21 protein-coding genes are annotated in these 23,252 nt (G+C 34.7%); 5 read left to right on the plus strand and 16 right to left on the minus strand.

The annotated features are described in order from the left end of the window. Positions 1-89: 89 nt before the first annotated feature. Entirely contained in the window at positions 90-1,088 is a 999-nt protein-coding gene (gene rfaD, locus NRK67_05065) for an ADP-glyceromanno-heptose 6-epimerase (protein UUV18882.1), read from the minus strand. Positions 1,089-1,372: 284 nt separating this feature from the next. Between rfaD and trxA the strand changes: the two genes are divergently transcribed. The 3 genes from trxA to thrS all read left to right on the plus strand — a co-directional run bounded on the left by trxA (position 1,373) and on the right by thrS (position 7,734). Further along, entirely contained in the window at positions 1,373-1,681 is a 309-nt protein-coding gene (gene trxA, locus NRK67_05070) for a thioredoxin (protein UUV18883.1), read from the plus strand. 190 nt (positions 1,682-1,871) lie between these two features. After that, complete coding sequence (locus NRK67_05075; GenBank protein ID UUV18884.1) at positions 1,872-5,549, plus strand: hypothetical protein; 3,678 nt, start codon at positions 1,872-1,874, stop codon at positions 5,547-5,549. Positions 5,550-5,820: 271 nt separating this feature from the next. Then, entirely contained in the window at positions 5,821-7,734 is a 1,914-nt protein-coding gene (thrS, locus tag NRK67_05080) for a threonine--tRNA ligase (protein UUV18885.1), read from the plus strand. Between the two features lie 47 nt (positions 7,735-7,781). On the opposite strand, the gene NRK67_05085 is transcribed toward thrS, so the two are convergent. The 15 genes from NRK67_05085 to NRK67_05155 all read right to left on the minus strand — a co-directional run bounded on the left by NRK67_05085 (position 7,782) and on the right by NRK67_05155 (position 21,077). After that, positions 7,782-8,333: a GNAT family N-acetyltransferase gene (locus tag NRK67_05085; GenBank protein UUV18886.1), complete on the minus strand. Its 552-nt coding sequence runs from the start codon at positions 8,331-8,333 to the stop codon at positions 7,782-7,784. A gap of 98 nt (positions 8,334-8,431) precedes the next feature. Then, positions 8,432-9,490, minus strand: coding sequence for a DNA integrity scanning diadenylate cyclase DisA (gene disA, locus NRK67_05090; protein ID UUV18887.1), 1,059 nt, complete (start codon positions 9,488-9,490; stop codon positions 8,432-8,434). 2 nt (positions 9,491-9,492) lie between these two features. Then, positions 9,493-10,851, minus strand: a complete 1,359-nt coding sequence (radA, locus tag NRK67_05095) for a DNA repair protein RadA (protein UUV18888.1) — start codon at positions 10,849-10,851, stop codon at positions 9,493-9,495. Positions 10,852-10,919: 68 nt separating this feature from the next. Further along, a complete protein-coding gene (coaD, locus tag NRK67_05100) occupies positions 10,920-11,426 on the minus strand; it encodes a pantetheine-phosphate adenylyltransferase (protein UUV18889.1) in 507 nt (168 codons plus the stop codon). A 1-nt stretch (position 11,427) separates the two neighbouring features. Further along, entirely contained in the window at positions 11,428-12,903 is a 1,476-nt protein-coding gene (locus NRK67_05105) for an Rne/Rng family ribonuclease (GenBank protein UUV18890.1), read from the minus strand. Further along, entirely contained in the window at positions 12,900-13,931 is a 1,032-nt protein-coding gene (locus tag NRK67_05110) for a radical SAM protein (GenBank protein ID UUV18891.1), read from the minus strand. Before NRK67_05110 ends, NRK67_05105 begins: the two co-directional genes overlap by 4 nt. Then, the gene (gene rnc, locus NRK67_05115; GenBank protein ID UUV18892.1) at positions 13,918-14,625 is read right to left on the minus strand and encodes a ribonuclease III; all 708 of its coding nucleotides are present in this window, start codon (positions 14,623-14,625) and stop codon (positions 13,918-13,920) included. The genes NRK67_05110 and rnc overlap by 14 nt, the downstream gene beginning before the upstream one ends. Before the next feature lie 24 nt (positions 14,626-14,649). Then, positions 14,650-15,891 carry a beta-ketoacyl-ACP synthase II gene (gene fabF / locus NRK67_05120; GenBank protein UUV18893.1) on the minus strand — a complete coding sequence of 414 codons (1,242 nt, stop codon included), beginning with the start codon at positions 15,889-15,891 and terminating at the stop codon, positions 14,650-14,652. Positions 15,892-16,106: 215 nt separating this feature from the next. Further along, the gene (locus NRK67_05125; GenBank protein UUV18894.1) at positions 16,107-16,331 is read right to left on the minus strand and encodes an acyl carrier protein; all 225 of its coding nucleotides are present in this window, start codon (positions 16,329-16,331) and stop codon (positions 16,107-16,109) included. A gap of 79 nt (positions 16,332-16,410) precedes the next feature. Then, positions 16,411-17,157 carry a 3-oxoacyl-[acyl-carrier-protein] reductase gene (gene fabG, locus NRK67_05130; GenBank protein ID UUV19960.1) on the minus strand — a complete coding sequence of 249 codons (747 nt, stop codon included), beginning with the start codon at positions 17,155-17,157 and terminating at the stop codon, positions 16,411-16,413. A gap of 109 nt (positions 17,158-17,266) precedes the next feature. Beyond that, complete coding sequence (gene fabD / locus NRK67_05135) at positions 17,267-18,160, minus strand: ACP S-malonyltransferase (GenBank protein UUV18895.1); 894 nt, start codon at positions 18,158-18,160, stop codon at positions 17,267-17,269. 69 nt (positions 18,161-18,229) lie between these two features. Continuing rightward, positions 18,230-19,225 carry a ketoacyl-ACP synthase III gene (locus NRK67_05140; GenBank protein UUV18896.1) on the minus strand — a complete coding sequence of 332 codons (996 nt, stop codon included), beginning with the start codon at positions 19,223-19,225 and terminating at the stop codon, positions 18,230-18,232. After that, complete coding sequence (gene plsX / locus NRK67_05145) at positions 19,212-20,228, minus strand: phosphate acyltransferase PlsX (GenBank protein UUV19961.1); 1,017 nt, start codon at positions 20,226-20,228, stop codon at positions 19,212-19,214. Before plsX ends, NRK67_05140 begins: the two co-directional genes overlap by 14 nt. A gap of 133 nt (positions 20,229-20,361) precedes the next feature. After that, a complete protein-coding gene (rpmF, locus tag NRK67_05150; protein UUV18897.1) occupies positions 20,362-20,544 on the minus strand; it encodes a 50S ribosomal protein L32 in 183 nt (60 codons plus the stop codon). 41 nt (positions 20,545-20,585) lie between these two features. After that, the gene (locus tag NRK67_05155; protein UUV18898.1) at positions 20,586-21,077 is read right to left on the minus strand and encodes a YceD family protein; all 492 of its coding nucleotides are present in this window, start codon (positions 21,075-21,077) and stop codon (positions 20,586-20,588) included. A 322-nt stretch (positions 21,078-21,399) separates the two neighbouring features. Here NRK67_05155 and hydF point away from each other — a divergent pair, with 322 nt between their 5' ends. Beyond that, entirely contained in the window at positions 21,400-22,629 is a 1,230-nt protein-coding gene (gene hydF, locus NRK67_05160; protein ID UUV18899.1) for a [FeFe] hydrogenase H-cluster maturation GTPase HydF, read from the plus strand. 60 nt (positions 22,630-22,689) lie between these two features. Continuing rightward, the gene (locus NRK67_05165) at positions 22,690-23,127 is read left to right on the plus strand and encodes a septal ring lytic transglycosylase RlpA family protein (protein UUV18900.1); all 438 of its coding nucleotides are present in this window, start codon (positions 22,690-22,692) and stop codon (positions 23,125-23,127) included. Positions 23,128-23,252 lie beyond the last annotated feature (125 nt).

The raw sequence follows: 23,252 nt of genomic DNA on the forward strand, positions 1-23,252 counted from the left end.
TATAATTAAAAACAAGGAAAAAATTTCCTTGTTTTTATCTTTAAATTCCTATTCTTTTATTCTATAGTTCTTTTAAATATCCTTTAAATTTATAGATATGGATTTTCTTTAGCCAGATGATTTTGAACGTAATCCTTTATTCCCTCTTCCAATGTATGGAATTTCTCTGTGTATCCCACGGACTTTAATTTTTTCATCTCTGCACAAGTATAATATTGATACCTTCCTCTAAGATCCTCAGGCATAGGTACATACTCTATAACTTTAGATTCTTCCAATGAATAATCATTTGCACCTGCTCTTATTGCATTTAATGCAAGATCTTTAAAACTTCTGGCAATCCCGGTTCCTATATTATAGATTCCTGATTTATCCTCACTCTCTATAAAGAACTTCAATACCTTTACTACATCTTTTATATAAACAAAGTCTCTTAACTGACCTCCATCTTCATATTCCGCCTTATGAGATTTAAATAATTTTACAAGTCCATCTTTTTTATATTGGTTGAATGCATGAAATACCATAGATGCCATTCTTCCTTTATGATATTCCTGAGGTCCGTAGACATTAAAAAACTTTATTCCAACCCATTGTTTAGGAGTTTCCTCCTGTTTAAGTGCCCAATCATCAAAGAATTTTTTAGAGTATCCATATTTATTCAGTGGTTTTAATTTTTTTAGTTCCTCTGGAGTCACATCATCGTCATAACCTAACTCTCCTAACCCATAAGTAGCAGCAGATGAAGCATAAATATAGTTAATCCCCCTTTCTGTACAGAATTTCCATAATTTTTTTGTATATTCATAGTTGTTATCCATCAAGAAGTCCATATCTGCTTCTGTAGTCGCAGAGCACGCTCCCATATGCACTACTGCCGTTATTTTTGATGCATTTTCCTCAACAGACAGCCAGTCAAACAGATCATTTTTGTGTACCCAGTCGTAGTAATCTCTATCTCTTATATTCAACCACTTATCTTCTTTTTCTAACTCTCCAGACAAGATAATATCGTTTCTTCCACCTTCATTTAATTCCCAAGTTAGTGCACTGGCAATAAACCCACATGCTCCTGTTATTAATATCATATTCCTAAACCTCCAATTATTTTAGTTCTAGATTTTTTTATAACCTAATTTTAACATAATTATATATGGATGAGCAAGAAAACTCCTTTATTTTCAGCCTTATTTTCGAAAATATAATCTTTTAAAAAATCCTATTTAACTTATCTTTCTCCTCTGTACAATTGTAGAAAAAATGACCAGTAATAGAAAAAGCATTAGAGATCCTGAATGTTTGACACAGTATATTTAATATGCTAGTATTACTTAAAGATGTTTATAATCAACATAATTTAGGAGGGGTTTTAATGAGTAAAGTTATATATACCGATGAAACTAGTTTTGATACAGTTATCCAAGATGGGATTGTTTTAGTTGATTTTTATGCTGACTGGTGTGGTCCTTGCAAGATGTTAGCTCCAATTTTAGATGAATTATCTGAAGAGGTTAGTGCCAAGATTGTTAAAGTAAATGTAGATGATAACCCGGGATTATCTCAAAAATACGGTGTTAGAAGTATCCCTACTATGATAGCTTTTAAAAATGGAGAAGCTGTTGATCAAATAATTGGATTAGTTCAAAAAAGTGCTTTAAGTGAAAAATTAAATTCATACTAAGAGTGAGGGTCTTCGGACCCTTTTTTTATTCTAAAAATTTGGGACGAGATAAATTTTCTATCTATTAAAAAAGATTATGGATCCTTAAATTGAAATTTAGTTTCTTACATTTGAAATTGTAAAAAACTATGCTATAATTTAATAATTATAATAGGAAAAATTTGCTTGAAACTAGGGGAGACATGATGATATGAAAAATTTAAACTCAAAAACCCTTGCTATCCTCCTATTTTGTGTTGTTCAAATATCCTTTGGTGCAAAAGAACCGGGATTTGGAAATGACCTAAATAAGGCGGCTTCAGCAGGGCTTTTTTCAACTGTAAACGATATAAGTAAAGTTAATACCTCTAATGACGGGGCTGCTGTCTCTAGCGAAAGTTTAGTTATCGATACAAAGAATGATACCTTAACAGCTGATGGCGGGGTAAAATTTCAGTACCAGGGCTTAAAACTCCAAGCCTTTGGTTTTAAGAGAGATAAGGACTCAAATATAGTTACTGCTACTGGAGATGTCAGGATAGAGATGGGAGATGGTTCTAACCAAGCCAGAATTGACTCTCATAAAACTCTTCTTTCATTGGACAGCAGTATCTTAAAATACTATGATAGTATTTCCTATATGGAAGTAGGAACTGTAACAGGTGCCGAAGCTCCCAACGACAGGATATACTTTGGTGGAGAAGTAGGAGAATATAATGAAGAAGCTTTCACTCTAAAAAACGCCTGGTTTACCACTGATTTTAGTATCTTAGAAACTGGAGATTATAAAAAGGGCGGGTATTATCTTGAGACTAAAAAATTAAAAATAGTCCCGGATAATAAGGCTGAATTTCAAGATATCGATCTATATATAAGCGGTCATAAGGTCGGCTGGTTCCCTTGGTATGCAGTCAATATAAGACAAGGTTCCAAAGTACCTCTTTTCCCTGTCTGGGGAGATAAAACCGATTATGGATTTCATATATCCAGTGGTGTCAACTACGGAGATAATAACAGTAAATACTTTAAAGGTGGTATAGCCCCTAAATTTGCTGACGAGTTAGGACTCTTAGTTGGAAGATTTGAAAACTGGTATGATCTGGGAGATTATGGAAAAGGTCTGGTTACTGCTGATGACCTATTAGTAGTAAAAAAAGACAGTTCTATCGATGACAGATGGGATCTTGCTGCCAATCATGAATATAAAAATGATAAGGGTTATTTAAAATTAGGTCTTCAGAGTACAACAGTAAATAAGATAAGTTCTTTAGAAGATTACAGAGATGATTTGGAGAGAGGTGGTTACTATGACCCTACCAGTCCTAACTACGGTGGGGAAGAAAGAAATGATGGGGAAGCCATTAATTTCATCACTCTGGACTCTGAATTTAAAAATATAGGTGAAAGAAATGATATAACCCTTCATTCTAAGGTTAAGATGTTAGCTGGAGGAGAAGATGCATACAGACAACTAGTCGATAACCGGATGGACGATGCTTCTTTTGGTTCCCAGTTAGACCATAAATTGTACACCGATCTTGGTTTCACCAAAGACAACGACGATTATATGATCTCTGCCTACTATGACTACCTAAAAGATTTAGATCCTGGTTCCACATCAAAGGAAGATGATGACCAGTCCAGACGTGAAAATTTTGGATTTGCATTTAACTTAAAGGAAGCTAAGATAGATTTTGCTTACGATCATCAAAGCGGGGACAAATTGAGAAAACTCAGATCTTGGGAGCGTAGCCCGGATTTAGAGGACATCATAAAGCTTCAGGGAGGAACTATAAACTATGTTCCTTGGTCTGTGTATGAATATGATAAAGATGACAGCGATAAGATCAAACTACACCTTGGAGAATATGATCTCGGTAGCAGCGGAGCAACCTATAAGGTAAAGTTTGACAGTCTCAGGTCTGAAAAGGAATTAAATTTAGACAACGATCCATTTAGAGAGACTAGTAGTTCAAATAATCCAAATTTCAATAAAAGAGATCAGCAGTATAACAAGGAAGAAAATATCATCTATAGTAAAAGTAGTGAAGATAAGGTTGCTACTGAATTTTTCTACGACCAATACAGGTTAGAGCTTACCTTTGGACGTACCAAAGAGGAGAACTGGGACAGAGAGGGAATATACAATTATAATGAGGTAGCAGAAAATGATGCCTATAATATCTATATCAATGAATCGGATTTTGCCCAGATTGAAGTGGAAGATAAAAGACTTAACTTAGGTTATCTCGGTGAAATAGGATTAAGATATAACCTTAGATATGACAGTTATACCAAGGGGTATGATTCCTATACTGGTGATAATAGCGGCGGAGATTCATCTCTGCGTCACCAGGTGGATTTCAATCACAAGGTTACCCTCTTAGATAATACCAACAACCATTTTAGAGATATAGACCTTAGATTAAATAATGAATTCAATTATTTTGGACAACTCTATTCTTATGACAATGGGAGCCGTAATGGTGACTCTACATATAACGGGCAGGTCAGATTAAAAAACAAAGACAGTATCAACGAATTCAAAGATAAGGTTACATTAGACCTTGGAAATACTACAACTATCTATACTGCCGGATATAAACAGAGTAATGACGGCTTTGACAGAGATGTAAAAAGAGGAGACCTCTTTACCAACAACATAGATTTTTTAGTCAATGATGAGAAAAAGTTAAACTTATACTATGATCTGGATAAAAGATTTACACGTGGAGAGCTCACCCCTTCAGGCTATGCCTTTGACGATGAATATAATGATCTTACCAGCAACAAATTTGGTGGTAGTTACTATATAAATGAAAATTACAGATTTTATTATGGTCATGAAAAAATTGATTATACCCTAATGAAATCTCAAAATATTCCTACTACCGATCCAAATTACAACTATGACGCAAATGAAAAAGTATCGGAAAGTACATATGGAATCGAGATCAAAGATGATCTGGATGTCTATAACTTTACCTATACCCATGGTTCCGATGACAGAACAGACAATAATTCAGAAACTTTTAATATTAAAAATGACATTATCGGTGCCAGCTATCTGAATGGAGGAGATGTAGAACACTTCTACCGTGCTACTTATGGAATTTATAAGTATGGGCCATCACAAAGTTTAAAAGATTATTCTTCAGATCAGGTTTCATTCAGATATGAATACAGGGATAAAAGATTTACCGATGAGGAGCTTAGAAGTTACGCTTCAGCTGAGTATAACAAAGATAAATTAGAGATCACTCCTGCTGAGATAAGCAGGGTAAAACAAATTTTAAATGAAAGAAATGACAACCAATTGGACTTTAGTCTAAACTCTATTATGTTTGAGGAGATGAATCGTCCAGAATATAAAAAATACTTTACCCTTTCCCTTATGGCAAAAGTGCATAGGGAAGCCTATAACCAAAGCAATGATTTCTTCGGAAGTTTAAAGGAATTAGAGGGAGATGTCTATGGTTCTTATAAACGATTTGGACTGGGATATACATATCGTGAAGAAGCCAGCTTTAACAGCAGCTATGACAGAGATATCACCAAACAGGAGCATGAATTCAGGATGCGAGCCGGGATAGGAAAACCCAGCCAGGGGTGGAACATAAAGTTATCCTATAAAACCGAACTTAATGATGAAGACGAATATGGTGTCTACCTCGGAAAGGAAATGGGTTACTATGAATGGTCTGTAGGATATACCAAAGATTACGACAGAAATACAGGATCATATGATGACCGTTTAGCTGTTCAATTTACTCTGCTTACATTCCCAGAAAATCCTCTCTTCGGAATTGGATATAAGGACAAGGATGGAAGTATGACTCCTAACCTATGGCTTGGTAGTGGAGTAGAGGTAGATGAACCAAAGAAATAATACACTTTTTGACATTTTGAACAAAATATGTTAGAATTTCCAGATAATAACAATATTTCAGTAGGAGCTTAGACTATGAGATTACTTACCACCACAACGGATACTTTTATTTAGGATTTGTAAATATACAGATCTTATTTCCTTTGTAAAAATATAAGTTTTGTATCTGTCTGGAATGAAAAAATATTTAACCCATCTAGATATGATCTAGGTGGGTTCTTTTTTTAGAAAAAAATTAAATTATATAAAAAAATTGAGGAGTGATGTAAAGATGATTAAGATAACTTTACCAAGCGGGGATATCAAAGAATTTGATGGTCCAGTAAACATGTTTCAAATTGCCAAAAGTATAAGCAACTCACTAGCTAAAAATGCTGTAGCAGCAAAGGTCAATGGAGAATTAGTAGATATGACTACAATGGCTTCAGAAGATGCTGCTGTGGAACTTATCATGCCTAACAGTGAAGAGGGAATAGAGATCATCAGACATTCCACTGCACATCTTATGGCTCAAGCTGTAATCAGACTTTTCCCCGAAACTAAAGTAGCTATAGGACCCTCTATCGAATACGGATTTTACTATGACTTCGACCCTAAGGAACAGTTTACAGAGGAAGACCTGGCTAAGATCGAAGCTGAGATGAAAAAACTAGTTAAGGAAGATATTAAGATAACTAAAGAAAACATCTCTAAAGAAGATGCAATAGCAAGATTTAAGGAAGCTGGAGAGGATTACAAGGTAGAGATCATTACTGATATTGCAGTAGGAGCTCTTACTCTATATTCCCAAGGTGAATTCACAGACCTATGTCTTGGACCTCATGTACCTTCTACAAGATATTTAAAGTCATTTAAACTTATGTCAGTAGCCGGGGCTTACTGGAGAGGAGATTCTTCTAACAAGATGTTGCAAAGAATATATGGTATAGCTTTTGATTCAGATAAAGCCTTAAAACTACACCTGAAATTCTTAGAAGAAGCTGAAAAAAGAGATCATAGAAAATTAGGTAAGGAGTTAGACCTATTCTTTATGAGTGAGTTTGGTCCAGGGTTCCCATTTTGGTTACCAAAGGGAATGGAATTAAGAAATGTATTAGAAGACCTTTGGAAATCAGAACATAGAAAAGCCGGATACCAGGAAGTTAGAACTCCTATTATGCTTAACAAGGAGTTATGGGAAACTTCTGGTCACTGGTTTAACTATAAAGAAAACATGTATCTTTCTGAGATAGATAAACATGAATTTGCTATAAAACCTATGAACTGTCCTGGAAGTGTTTTAGTATACAAACATGGATTACATTCTTATAAAGATTTTCCTATCAGAATGGGTGAATTAGGTATCGTACATAGACATGAATTCTCTGGTGCATTACACGGATTATTTAGAGTTAGAAACTTCACACAGGATGATGCACATATCTTTATGACTCCAGACCAAATCGAAGAAGAGATCATAGGAGTTATCAACCTGATCGACAAGTTCTACAACAAGCTATTTGGATTCGAATACCATATCGAACTATCTACTAAACCTGAAAAGGCTATTGGATCAGACGATATATGGGATAAAGCTGAATCAGCACTAGAAGGTGCTATGAAGAAAATCGGATTAGATTATAAATTAAATCCAGGAGACGGAGCATTTTATGGTCCTAAGTTAGACTTCAAAATCAAAGATTGTTTAGGTAGAGAATGGCAATGTGGAACTATCCAGCTTGACTTCAACCTTCCTGAAAGATTTGATATGAATTATATCGGAGAAGACGGAGAAAAACATAGACCAGTTATGGTTCATAGAGTAGTTTATGGTTCAGTTGAAAGATTCATTGGAATCTTAATCGAGCATTTTGCAGGTGCATTCCCATTATGGTTAGCTCCTACACAAATAAAATTACTTACTCTAAATGATGAAGTAGTTCCATACGCTAAGGAAGTTATGGCTGAATTAGCTAAAGTTGGAATCAGATGTGAATTAGATGACAGAGCAGAAAAGATAGGATATAAGATCAGAGAAGCTAATGGTAAATTCAAGATTCCTGTTCAATTAATCTTAGGAAAATCTGAAGCTGAAGCTAATGAAGTAAATGTAAGAAGATTTGGTTCAAAAGATCAGGAAACTATGAAATTAAATGATTTCATCTCTATGATCGTAGAGGAAGCAAAGGTAAAATTTGATAACTAATATATAATATAAAAGCTAGAAAATCATAGATTTTCTAGCTTTTTTTATTATCTAAACTTTACAAAATCTTTTTTATCTAACTCATAAACTTTTATCACCTGCAAATCCTCAAGTGTTTGTACTAATATTTCTTTAGTTTCTATATATTTCATACTGTTATTTATCATTACCTTCCCTGAGTTTGGATTTTCAGCTACATGCCTTGCCCTTAGTTTTTCAAAACCTACCTCATTAAAAAGATAATCCATCATTAGATTTAGAGCATTTGTCATTATTTTTTTATTCCAGAATCTCGATCCTAAACAATACCCTATCTCTCCTACTTTTTTATCTAAATCTTGCTTTACTAAATCAATACTTCCGACTACTTCACCCTCTACTTCTATTGCCCACCTATATTTTTCAGTGCTATACTCACCTACCCATGATGTCAAAAGTTCTCTTGTCAATTTAATATCTCTATGAGGATCCCATGTTATATACTCTGTTACTTTTTCATCATTGCAATAATTTTTAAACATATCGTATTCATCACCTAACTTAAACTTTCTCAAAACGAAATTTTCATGTATCAAAGTTTTAGTCCCTAAATTTTTCATTTATCCTTCCCCCCTTTCTTTTTCAAGAGTATATAACATAAACAACAAATAAAAAAGCTAATTTCTATAATTATAGAAATTAGCTTTTTTATTATTATCTATTTTTCCCATTCAGCTGTCATTTTTAGTCTTTTTATCCCTTTTTTTATGGATCTGGCTTTAAACATACTGATCCCTCTTATCTCCATCAATTCCTCTTCTGTCAATTCCAATATTTTAGATAAGATTCCATATTTACCTATTATTTTCTCGGTGTCTTTTCTCGTAATCCTTGTTATCTTGTTTAAGATCCTGTATCCCTTAGTGTCTAATTCCATGTCAAAGGTAGCTGCTGATCTTCCATATCCCAAAGCCCCTGCTATATTTTCCGACTCCAGAAGTTCCAAATCTCCTAATCCTAAAAGTCTTTCCTTTACTTCAGCTGCTCCAAATTCCTCTTCCCCTGGATTTATATAATCTCTGATGAAATTTTCTTCCTCTTTCAAAACTCCCTTAAACAGTTCCTCCAATTGAATCTCTAAAAATTTCCCCTCTGATCCTAATTCTATTATTGAATGTTCCACTTCTACCCTTATTCTTACCAGCATCTCAAATCTTTGAAGAACAGTGACAACCTCTGAAAGAGTTACCATTCCGTCAAATTCTAAAAGAGTAATATTTTGCAGTGCCCTGTCCAGTACATGTTTATACCTCTCAAAAGTTTTCATTGCCTGGCTGGCTTCAATCATTATATCAGCCAGATTTTTTACCTTATATCTAAAATCTCCCTTATAGAGAGTAATCCGATTTCTTCTTTCTGAGATAGCTATAACTAAATTATCTGTCTGTCTGGCTACCCTTTGAGCAGTTCTATGCCTGGTCCCACTCTCATTGGTTTTAAATGATTTATCTGGCTGTAGATGTACATTGGCATATTTAATCTTTGTAGCATTCCCATCTAAGATGATAGCTCCATCCATCTTAGACAACTCATGGAGTCTTTGAGGAGTAAACCTGCAATTTAATTCAAACCCACCATCTATAAGATCACCTAAAGTATCGTTGGCGTCTAAAACTACCAACGCACCAGTCCCAGCATCTAAGATGTTATCCAAACCTTCTCTGAATGTTGTTCCAGGGGTTACCTGAGAAAATATTTTCTTTAAATTCTGCTCCATAATCACCTCATCCTCTCTGCAAGTTCTGCTAAATTTTTTAGATATATCATCTTTAAATTATAACTATTATGTTCAATCTCTTTCTTATTGGAATGAGGCAGATACACCCCTGAAAAACCAAGTTTTTCCAATTCTTTCAGCCTCTTATCTACAAAGGATACCTTTCTTATCTCTCCACGGAGACCCAGTTCTCCTAGAGCTGCTATTTTTTGACTGACCTCTATTCCCTTAGTTATAGAGATCATTGCCATGACCACTCCTAAGTCTGCCGCTCCATCATAGATCTTTATACCTCCCGGAATATTTACAAAAACATCCTTGGAGGATAAATTCAGCCCTATCTTTTTTTCCATAACAGCATTGAGTATCTGTACCCTGTTTCTGTCAAATCCCTGTACCACTCTTTTTGGAATTCCAAAGGGTGATTCATTCACCAAGGTCTGAACTTCCAATAAAAATATCTTAGTCCCTTCCAATACCGGCACTACTATACTTCCAACATTTTTTTCATCTCGTTCACTGAGAAAAAATTCCGAAGGATTTTTTACCTCTACCATTCCTTTTTCTTCCATATTGAATATTCCAAGCTCATTGGTAGATCCAAATCTATTTTTTAAACTTCGTAAGATCCTATAAAATAAGCCCTCTTCTCCCTCGAACTGCAACACCGAATCTACCATGTGTTCCAACAGTTTAGGTCCTGCTACTTTTCCATCTTTGGTAATATGTCCCACCAAAAAGAAAGATATATCATGGGTCTTAGCCAACTCCACTATCTTTAAAGTACATTCTCTTATCTGAGTTGTGGTTCCTGGGATAGAATCAAAATTTGAGCTGTATAAAGTCTGGATAGAATCCACAACAACAACCTTAGGTTTCTTCCTGAGAACATAATCATAGATAGATTCCATCTCTGTCTCCGACATGATGGATATATTGTTTCCAGATAAACCTAACCTGTCTCCCCTGTGTTTTACCTGGGATGGTGATTCCTCACCGGATATATATAGTACTTCTCCATACTGTGAATATTGATCTACTGCCTGCAGCAGCAGAGTGGATTTTCCTATTCCGGGATTACCTGTCAAAAGAACTACTGCCCCCTTTACAAGACCTCCTCCCAATACTCTGTCAAACTCATTAAATTTCGTAGTATATCTATAATTTTTCTCTACTTCTACATCTTTAAAGTTAACTACCTTGGTATTACTGATTTTCTTTTTAACACTGCTTTTAGAAGAGGCACTGCTGACCTCTTCCTCCAATGTCCCCCAGCTGTCACATTCCGGGCATTTTCCCAGCCATTTAGAAGATTCATAGCCACAGTCTGAGCATATATATATAGTTTTTAATTTAGCCATGAATTCACTCCTTTATTCTTAATATTTTGTAATTATTAAAATCAAATATAAACCTCTAAAAGATTACTCTACTGAGATCCCTCTTTTATCTTTTTTGCTCTTTCTTTTACATCTTCTACTATCTCCGGTGAAATAAATTCATCTATTTTTCCACCATGTAGCGCTACTTCCCTTACCAGGCTGGCACTGAGATATAGACTTTCCCTCGATCCAGGTAAGAATATTGTCTCTACCTGATTGTCTGAAAGAGATTTATTTGTAAGAGCCAGCTGCAGTTCATATTCATAATCTGAAACTGCCCGTAACCCTCTTACTACAATATTAGCCTTATTCTGTAAAACAAAATCTACCAACAATCCATCAAAAGTCTTTACTTCTATATTATCAAATTCCGATAAACATTTTTCAACCAATGCTTTTCTTTCCTTTAAATTGAACCAATATTTTTTATTATGGCTGTTTAAAATTCCCACTATCAATTTATTTGAAAACTTACTGGCACGTTTTATAATATCCAAATGTCCCTTAGTTATAGGGTCAAAACTTCCTGCACATACTGCTACTATTTTTTTCATCTTACATCTCCATTACTATCTCATAGTCATTATTGTTTTTTTCTTCATTTTTCTTATTTTTTTTCAGGATAAATTCCTTTTTACGTAATTTTAAATATCCCTTTATAAACTCAATATAAGCCTCACAAATAAAGTCGTATAACTCTGTACTTGTGGTCAGCTTTATCAATCTGATGTCACTATCTTCTGCTATTTCCCTTATCTCTCTCATTATATCTAGGATTATACTCTCCTTAGATTTCACTGTTCCTGTCCCGGCGCAGCATGGACAAGGTTTTTGGTAGTACTTAGCCAGGGGACTTCCCTGTCTTTTTCTTGTCATTTCTACCAGACCAAGGTCTGTAAAATGGATGATATTGTTCTTTATTCTATCCTTTTTCAAACTTTCTTCCAGTACTTCTACTACCTTCAGCTTATCTTTCTCTACCTTCATATCTATAAAATCTATGATAATAATACCACTGAGGTTTCTCAGTCTCAGCTGTATCGCAATCTCTCTTGCTGCTTCGACATTAGTTTCCACTACAGTGTCTTCCAGGTTCATTACCCCTGTATTTCTGCCTGTATTTACATCTATACTTATGAGAGCTTCTGTCTTTTGGATGATCAAATATCCCCCACAATCCAGCCATACCTTTTCATTTAAAGCCGTCTCCAATCCCTTAGTTACATTGTAGTGATCAAAAATATGAAGGGAACTCTGAAATAATTTCACCTTGGTTTTAAATGTATTGTCGGAAAAGGCCTTTACATAGTCTACTATCTCCCAGTACTTCTCCTCATCATCTATTATTAATTCATCTATCTGATTAGAAAAGACATCCCTTACAGTTCTTGTGACCATATCGTTATCTTGGTATAGAACCTCTCCTACCTTACTTTTTTTAAATCTATTTTCTATATTTTTCCATTTTTTTACTAAATATTCAACCTCTTTTTCAAAATGAAGGTTGTTTTTATCTTTAGCTGCAGTCCTTATAATAACACCCATCTCATCAGGTTTTATAGTATCGATCAGGGTTTCGAGTCTCTCTCTCTCTTTGGGATCCTTTATCTTCTGTGAGATAGCAATATGGCTGTCATTTGGCATCAATACCAGATATTTTCCCGGTATAGTGTAATGTGTAGTTACACGGGCACCCTTGTCACCTCTGGGCTCCTTTACTATCTGGACTATTATCTCATCTCCTACACTCAAGATATCCTCTATAGGTCTATTACTATTTTCTACGCCATTTAGGTATTTTTCTTCAAATTCACGCAGATCCCGGACATGCAAAAAAGCATTTTTTTCTAAGCCAATATCCAAAAATGCTGATTCCATCCCAGGTAATACATTAGCCACTCTAGCCTTATATATATTACCATTTATTCGATTTTGTTCATTTCTTTGTATAAAAAATTCTGTGAGTTTTTCCCCTTCTAAAAGAGCTGCTCTTTCCTCAAAATCACTTATACTTATTATTATTTGATTCATAATATACCACTCTCTAAAATTTTATTTAAGATCTCTTCCCTAGTATATTCTATCTTATTTACCACTACTTTTTCTAGTGATAAACTATTATCAATCTTTATAGTCATCTTTTTCCCAAAGAACAATTTATTCTTCTTCTTCATTCCAACTATTTTAGAGATATTTTTCTCGTGGGTAACTATATCCAAAATTTCTGAATTTAAAGACCTTAAAAATCTCCCGTAAATCTCTGTTTCAATGGTTTCCTTAAAAGCCGGATGAAAGGGCCCTGCTTTTATTACTCCCTCTTCACAGAGGTCATCAGAAGGTTGTAATCCCACTCTGATTATATTTATATTGTTTAGTTCAAATAAAATCATGATCGGCAGCACCCTGACAACAGCTTCTTCTAACTCCATAGGGCTGTATTCCTTATCATAATACATCTTTTCCAGCTTGGTATTATTTATAACCAATGTGGGATATATCCTAACCATATCCGGTTTTATCTTCACTACCTTTTCTGCTGTTTTGTAATCTGTCTGATTAGTAGATCCAGGTAGTCCGGGCATTACCTGTATTCCCAATTTAAAACCATAACTTTTTATTAAAGTAGATGCCGCTTCTACTATATCAGATCTATAACCTCTTTCTGACTTAGCCAAGACCTCATCATCTAGAGATTGAACTCCTAACTCTATAGTTGTAACACCATATTTTAAAAGGAGGTCTAATATCTTTTCATTAATATAATCAGGTCTTGTAGATAATCTAATTCCATCTACAAGACCTTTATCGATATATGGTTTAACTGTAGCTAAATACTTTTCCTGTATCCTTTTGTCAATTCCTGTAAAGGTTCCACCAAAAAAAGCTACTTCTTTTTCTGAATCTTTTGGTAGAAGCTCTAAATATTCTTCTATTATTTCTTCAATATCAGAACATGTGACATCAGTTTCCCTGCCATTTATTTTTACTTGGTTACAAAATACACAGGTATGGGGACATCCAAAATGACTAATAAATATTGGAATATTATAATGTTTCAATATACTTTATTCCCAAACTGTCACAGGCATGTTTCGCGGCTTTCTGCTCTGCTGTTTTTTTATTTCTTCCCTCTCCTGATCCCACTAATTTTTTATTCATAAATACACCTATCTTAAAAAATTTAGCATGATCCGGTCCATCTTCACCTATAAGTTCATAGGTAGGTACTTCCTTATATTTTCTTTGGCTGTATTCTTGTAGTGCTGTTTTAAAATCTATCAATTCATCATTTTCATAGATATGCTCTATCTCATAAACTAGGTGAGATAACCCGTATTTTCTAGCTGTCTCTAAATCTGAATCTAGATAGATAGCTCCTAATACCGACTCAAATACATCTCCTAAAATTGAAGACCTGTCTCTTCCACCGGTAACTTCCTCTCCCTTACTCAGGAATAGATATTCACCTAACTTTAATTTTCTTGATATTTTTGCCAATACCGGTTCACTTACTACCATTGATTTTAATTTAGCCAGATCACCCTCTGAGGATTCTTTAAAATTTTTATATAAATATTCAGTAACGACAAGATCTAGAACTGCGTCTCCTAACAGTTCTAGTCTTTCGTTGCTTATTTTTTTATATTCCTTATTTTCATTTCCATAAGATCTATGAAGTAAGGCATGTTTTAAAAGTTTTTCATCCTTAAAAGTGTGACCTAGAATTTTTTCTAATTCCAAGTATTTTTTCATTTTCCCACCCTTAGTATATTATTTTTAGTTCTCGTATTTTTTCATAGCTATTACTGCGTTATGTCCACCAAATCCTAATGATGTAGATATTCCTACTCTTATTTCCTTATTTCTTGCTTCATTTGGAACGTAATCTAAATCACATTCTTCATCTGGATTTTCATAGTTGATAGTCGGCGGCATTATTCCTTCGTTAATTCCAAGGGCTAATATTACACCTTCAATTCCACCTGCTGCTCCAAGTGCATGACCTGTAGCTCCCTTTGTAGATGATACTGCTAACTCTTTAGCATAATCTCCAAAAACAGTCTTTATAGCTGCTGTTTCCAACCTGTCATTAGCTGGTGTAGAAGTTCCATGTGCGTTGATATAGTCAACTGTAGTCTTCTCTATATCTCCTTGCTTTAAAGCCATCTCTATCGCTCTTGCTGCTCCCTCTCCACCTGGTCCAGGAGAAGTGATATGATGTGCGTCACAAGTTTCTCCATATCCTACCATCTCTGCATATATCTTTGCTCCACGGGCTTTAGCCTGCTCTAATTCTTCTAAGATCAATATTCCTGATCCCTCTCCCATTACAAATCCATCTCTATCCACGTTAAATGGTCTAGATGCTTTAGTTGGTTCATCATTTCTAGTTGATAATGCTTTCATGTTAGCAAAACCTGTGATTGCAAATTCTGTGATACAAGCTTCTGTTCCACCTGCTATCATAGTATCAGCTTTTCCATATTTTATCATCTCAAAAGCATCTCCAATTGAGTGAGTTCCAGCAGCACATGCTGTTACTATAGTTTTGTTAGGTCCCTTAGCACCAGTATATATTCCTACATTTCCAGAAGCCATATTAGCTATCATTGCAGGTATTGTAAATGGTGATACTCTTCTAGCACCTTTGTTTAATAAAGTTTTATGTTGGTTTTCAAAAACTTCCATTCCACCAATTCCAGAACTAACAATAGTTCCTACAGAAGTTGCATTTTCTTCAGTTATCTCAAATTTTGCATCTTCCAATGCCATCTTAGCTGCTGCTATGGCAAATTGTGTATTTCTAGCTAATTTCTTAACTTCCTTTTTTTCAATTCCAAAATCTATAGGATCGAAGTCAGTTACTTCTCCAGCTATCTTTACCGATGTATTTTCAGTATCAAAACTCTCTATTTTCTTTATTCCACACTCTCCAGCTTTTATTTTAGCCCAAGATTTTTCTACCCCTGTTCCTAGTGCAGTTATCATCCCTACCCCAGTAATTACAACTCTTCTCATTTCTTCACCTCATAATATTTAAGTTTTTTAAATAACTACCTCTAAATTGTAGCTTCCTACCAATTGTTGATTTTCTATTATCACATCTAATCTACAGACAGTTTTTTAAATGAAAAACAACTTGACGTTGTATCCAGTTAACTATAAATCTAAATTTTTATAACTTCTAAAAAATAAAAAATAATAGGGGATATAACTCCCCTATCTATAATCTTTTATTTAGCTGCTTCTACGAAGTTAACTACATCTTGAACAGTTTTGATCTTTTCAGCATCTGCATCAGGAATTTCGATATCGAATTCTTCTTCGAATGCCATTATTAATTCAACTGTATCTAATGAATCTGCTCCTAAATCGTCGATGAAGTTCGCCTCTAAAGTTACTTGATCCGCGTCTACACCTAATTGATCTACTATTACTTCTTTAATTTTATCTAACATAATTTTTCCTCCTTGAATTTTAAGTTTACTATATATAATAATAACAAATTTTATACATTTTTTCAACCTTTAAAAGGTTTTATTGCATTATCATTCCACCGTTTACACTTAGGGTTTGACCTGTTATGTATGATGATAAATCCGATGCTAAAAATAACACTGCGTTAGCTACATCTTCTGGAGTTCCCATTGTTTCTAAAGGAACATTTCTCATCATCATCTCTTTAGCTTCCGGGCTTAAAACATCAGTCATTTCTGATTGGATATATCCTGGAGCTATAGCATTTACTCTTACACTTCTTTTAGCAGCTTCTCTAGCTAAAGATTTAGTCATTCCGATTAATCCTGCTTTTGAAGCCGAGTAGTTTACCTGACCTGCGTTACCCATAAGTCCTACTACTGAAGCCATATTGATTATGCTTCCTGTTCTTTGCTTAGTCATCGTTCTATAAAATGCTTGAGTTGTATTGAAAGCACCCTTTAAATTGATATCAATAACTAGATCAAAATCAATTTCCTTCATTCTCATGAATAACCCGTCTCTTGTGATCCCGGCATTGTTTACCAATACATCTACTCTTCCAAATTTTTCCATTGTAGCTTTAGCTAACGCTACACAACTTTCAGAATTTGTAACATTACTTTCAACAAATAATGTTTCTACATTGTATTTTTCAGCTATTTCTTTAGCTGTAGCTTCTCCTGCTTCTACTAATATATCTGTAATTACGATATTGGCTCCTGCTTCTGCTAATTTTTCAGCAACAGATTTACCTATCCCTCTACTTGATCCAGTAATTACCGCAACTTTATCTTTTAAATTAATCATTCTACAAATACCTCCTCAATTGTTTTTCTAGCTAATCTTTTTCAACATTTTCTGATCCTAACTTCATAAAATTTAGTTACTCCAGTATCCCTTAGTTACAAAGGTTTTATATTGATTCGACATTTACCACTTCTAAAGTTTTATCTATCTTCCTAACCAATCCTTTCAATACTTTTCCAGGACCAATCTCGTAGAATTTAGTCACTCCAGTGTCTCTTAATTTTTCAATTATTTCAACCCATCTTACAGGACCAAAAGTTTGGTGGTATAATTCTTCCTTTATTTTTTCAGCATCCTTTAAAAACTCTACTCCTGTATTAGATAATACTTCAATATTTCCTTCTTTAAAGTTAAATTTATCAAAATCAGCTTTTAATTTGTCTCCTGCAGGTTTCATAAGTGATGAATGAAATGGTCCGGATACAGCTAAAACCATAGCTCTTCTAGCACCAGCTTCTTTTAACTCTTCACAGGCTGCATCAATAGCATCTTTTGATCCTGCTATTACAGTCTGCTTAGGCTCATTGTAGTTTACAGCTTCTACTATTCCATCTATATTTTTACAGATTTCCTCAATTTTAGCTGATTCCAATCCAATGATAGCTGCCATAGTCCCGTCTACTTCTCCTGAAACCTCATTCATAATCTCCCCTCTAAGGGCAGTTAATCTTACTGTATCAAAAGTTGATAATACGTTAGCAGCTCCCAAGGCTGAGTACTCACCCAGTGAATGTCCTGCCACATAATCTGCTTCGATTCCGCTGTCCTTTAATAACTTCGTCAATACTAACGACATAGTTACTATAGCAGGCTGCGTATATTTTGTTTGTTTTAATTTCTCCTCAGGTCCATTAAACATAGTTTCTTTTAAGTCTAATTCTAAGCTCTCAAAAATTTCATCGAAATATTTTTTAGCCATCTCATTTGTTTCGTATAATTCCTTACCCATTCCAACATATTGTGTACCTTGTCCTGGATATATAAACGCTATTTTCGACATAGTCCCTCCTCTATTCATAACACCTGTAATTTATATCATATAACACCTGTTATGTCAAATTTTGTATGATTAATATGCCCATTTCATGACGCATGATGCATATGTTAATCCAGCTCCAAAGCCTACCAATGCTATATTATCACCTTTTTTAATCATCCCTTTTTCCACTGCTTCTCCCAATGCTAAACCTACAGAAGCTGCTGAAGTATTCCCGTATTTATCTAAGTTGATTACAAACTTTTCTGTCGGGAATTTCAATTTTTTCGCTGCGGAACTAATAATCCTCATATTAGCTTGATGCGGCACAATCAATTCTAATTCATCTATACCTATCCCTGTATTTGCCAATACTTTTTCCACTGCTCCAGGCATTGCTTTTACAGCAAATTTAAAAACTTCCGGCCCTTTCATCTTAAGGTAGTGAGATCTATTATCTACAGTTTCATGGGTCGCAGGAGCTCTAGATCCACCTGCCGGGATAACCAACACATCATCCAAGTCTCCGTCAGCACCTAGGTGAGAACCTATAATACCATGACCTTCTTCTACTTCTCCTAACACTGCTGCTGCTGCTCCATCACCAAACAACACACAGGTATTTCTGTCTTCCCAATCTAAGATTCTTGAGAACACCTCTGCACCTATTACCAACACTTTTTTATACATACCAGTAGCTATAAAGTTTCCTCCAGCTTCTAACCCGTATACAAAACCACTACAAGCCGCACCTAAATCAAAGGCCGCTGCATGGTGTGCACCTAACCTTTTTTGTAATATAGCCGATACAGATGGAGTAAAATAATCCAGTGTCATGGTAGCCACTACTATTAGATCTAATTCCTCTGCCTTTGTATTAGATGATTCCAAAGCTTTCACTGCTGCATTATAGGCAAGATCTGAGGTAGCTTCGTTTTCCGCAGCTATCCTTCTCTCCTTTATCCCAGTCATTTTTTGTATCCACGCATCTGAAGTATCCACTATTTTTTCCAAATCAAAATTTGTCATTATCTTTTCAGGGACATAGGTTCCTATTCCCAATATTCCAAAACTTTTAATAGTTTTCATCTTTTCCTCCAATTACCTTTTTTAAACTTTCTATAAAGTTGTTTTCTGCAAATTTATTACCAACTAAGATAGCATTTTTTATAGCTTTTGAATCTGAGTTCCCATGCGCCTTTATAGATATCCCATTGAGTCCCATGAATAACGCTCCACCATATTCCGATGAATCAGACTGTTTTTTCATCTCTTTGAATACAGAACTCATAAGTAAGGCTCCTATTTTGGCCAACAGACTTTTCTTGACACCGTCCTTTATGATATTTTTCATAAAATGAACCGTCCCCTCTGCTGTTTTTAAAACTATATTCCCTGTAAATCCATCTGTTACCACTACATCTACAGTCCCATTAGTCATCTCACGAGTTTCTATATTTCCGCAAAAATCTATATTTTTATTTTCTTTTAACAGGTAGAATGCAGATTTAGTAAGTTCATTTCCCTTACCATCTTCCTCTCCTATATTAAGTAAACCGATCCTAGGACTCTCTATATTTAATAATACCTTAGCATATTCATTTGCCATAGTGGCAAACTGGTCCAGGTACTCCGGCTTACAATCAGCATTTGCCCCTGCATCGAGCAACACTATATGTTTGTTATCGTTTGCCGGGAATACCGTTGTTATAGCCGGTCTCAGAACCCCTTTAATCCTTTTCAACTTCAACTGACTTGCAGTCATAAGGGCCCCTGTATTTCCAGCTGATATACAAGCTGTTGCTTCCCCATTTTTTACCATCTCTAAAGCCACATTCATAGATGCATCTTTTTTAGCTCTTACAGCTACTGTCGGAGATGTCTTTTCATCCATCTCTATCACTTCTGTCGCATTTTTTATCTCTATTCTATCCTCATCATAACTATATTTTAATAGTTCTTCTTTTATAAGTTCTTCCTTCCCTACAAGGATCACACGGATATTTTTATTTTCACCGATAGCTTCCACTGCACCCTTTACTGTTTCTAAGGGAGCATAGTCACCACCCATAGCGTCTAATGCTATTCTCAATATTCTCACCCCTTTTCCTACTTCTAACTCTATCCTACCATATTTTTTCATTTTTTTTCCCTTGTTTTTTCACTTTATCATTTATTTTTATATAAAAAAAAGGTAAGAATACTCTCACCTTTTTTCTCAAAGATTATTCAGCTTCGTTAGTTAAAACTTGCTTACCTTTGTAACTTCCACATTCTAAACATACTCTGTGAGGTCTCTTTGGAGCTCCACAGTTAGAACACGTAGCTAAGTTAGTTCCTTTTAAAGCGTGGTGCGATCTTCTCATGTTTTTCTTAGCTTTTGATGTTTTCTTCTTAGGTACTGCCATTATATTCCCCTCCTAACTTTTATTTTAATTATAATAAATTATTAATTCTTTAAATCCAGCAGCTTCTGCCATCTGGAGTCTATACCACTGTCACGATATTTTTCTAGTTCTTCTAACCCGCCGCATTCTGGTTCACAGGCTGGAAATTGAGGCATATCCAAAATAATGTAATCTCTCACTAAAGAGCTTATATCCACCTCGCCATCAACTAACTCTTCTACCATGTCATCTAATACTTGTGCTTCCTTACCTAGAGATTCGATATACTCATCATAATCTTTAGTTTCTTTGTAATCTCCGAAAAATTCTCCAGAAACCTTTACTTCGATCTCCTCTAAACACCTAACACAATTAGTCTTTACAAAAGCTGTATATTCACCTCTAATGATGACCTCGCCTTCAACTAATTCTAATAAGTAATCTACATCCACTTTAGGAACTACTGCTCCTTCTATTAGAATATCTTCTAACGTCTCTGTAAATTGAAATTTAGTTTCTCTTTTCATTTTTAACTGATCAATATTTTTTTTCAAGTCACTTCACCTCTATAATGTTACCTATGCATTATATTAAACTTTCCAATCTTTGTCAAGTAAATTTTCTTAACAAAGGTTTTTATTTTGGCCCCTATTTTATCCCAATAGTTATTCCTGCCAACCTTTTCGGTCTAAATTTAGTTTACTAAAAACAATTTACAACTAAATTTATTTTAATAAGGTAATTTATTCTATTATAAATGTCCAATCCACCTACCATTATATAACGTATGTTATTTTATTTCAATCAAAATATTTACATTATAGGTCAATTAACGATATAATATAAATTATAAAATATATTTAAGAGGTGATTTTAATGTCAAATTTAAATAAAACTCCAAGTTCAAATAGACTGCATATCTCTATTTTTGGAAAAAGAAATATGGGAAAATCAACGCTGATCAATGCAATCACAGGACAAAATCTGGCCATTGTTTCTGATTTTGCAGGGACAACAACCGACCCCATCTATAAAGCTATGGAGATCCTGCCTATCGGGCCATGTGTTCTTATAGACACAGCCGGAATAGATGACGTAGGTGCATTAGGAGACCTGCGTATAAAGAAGACTATGGAAGTTGTAAGAAAAACCGATATAGCCCTTATCACAGTTGATTACAACGGTTTTTTAGAATTTGATTACAACATCATCGACATCTTAAAGAAAAATAACACTCCATTTATAGTGGTTATCAATAAGGCAGATATAGAAAAGCCAAACTCTGATTTTTTAACCGAGTTAGAAAATTTAAAATATCCATATATAAATTTATCTGCAGAACAAAAAGACAGGATGGAGGATATGAAAGGACTTATCATCCAGCATTCTCCTCAAGAATTTGAAAGTCCCAGTATCTTAGGAGATCTTATAGAGAGTGGTGATCATGTTGTTTTAGTTATCCCTATCGATACCGGAATGCCCAAAGGCCGTATAATTCTGCCCCAAGTGCAGACTATGAGAGATATTCTAGATAATAGCGGAATTATCCATACCTGTAAAGACACTGAATTACAGGCCACTTTAGATGGGTTGAAAAATCCTCCTAAATTAGTTATTACAGATTCCCAGGCTTTTGAAAGAGTTTCGGCTATAGTTCCAGATAATGTCCTTCTGACTTCATTTTCCATCCTTTTTGCCAGATACAAAGGTGACTTAAGCAAGATGATAGATGGAGCTAAGACACTTATGTCACTTAAAAATGGTGACAAATTTTTAGTTTCAGAAGCCTGCACCCATCATGTTCAAAAAGATGATATAGGCAGATATAAGATCCCAAAATGGATAGGCGAAAAGATAGATACAGGGATAGATTTTGACATTGTAGCAGGAAGGGAATACCCTGAAAATTTAAAAGATTATAAATTGGTTATCCACTGCGGCGGGTGTACACTGAACAGAAAAGAGATGTTAGGGAGAATAGATATAAGTTACCGTGAGGGAGTCCCTATCCTAAACTACGGTCTTTGTATCGCTGCTCTTTACGGTATCCTGGACAGAGCCCTAAAGCCCTTTCCGGAAGTAGATGAAAAATGGAAGACAAAGTAAAAAAATAACTCAACCACGATATAGTATATTTCATAAACAAAATTAGGAGAGAATTTAAAAATGAAAAAATTAGCATTAGTTATAATTATCGCTGCTACTTTAGTAGGCTGCAGCAGCACCCCAAAGAAAACTGTATCATACCCTAAATCCCATGTACAAAACTCCAGATTTAAAGTAGGCAACACCGTCAGAGGTAAAGCTTCTTGGTATGGAGATTATTTCCACGGGAAGAAAACGGCCAGTGGGGAAAAGTATAATATGTATAATTTGACTGCTGCCAGTAAAACATTGCCTTTTGGCACTATTGTCAGAGTAAAAAACTTAGATAACGGAAAATCTGTAAAAGTTAAGATAAACGACAGAGGCCCCTATGTAAAGGGTCGTATGATCGATCTGAGCAGAGCTGCATTTAAAAAGATAGCTCCTTTAGGATCTGGAGTATTAAATGTTGAAGTTACTATCTTAGACACTTCAAACACCTTTAGATATAAGCACTAAATTTTAGCAACGTGACGTTGTATCCAGAAAGACATAATCTATATTTATATAATATTTTATTTATCACATAAATTTTATTGTAAATTTCTAGATACTTTGGTAGCACTCTTTATCGACTAAAAAAT

This window comes from Fusobacteria bacterium ZRK30, assembly GCA_024628785.1.
In the GTDB taxonomy this organism is placed as follows: Bacteria; Fusobacteriota; Fusobacteriia; order Fusobacteriales; family Fusobacteriaceae; genus Psychrilyobacter.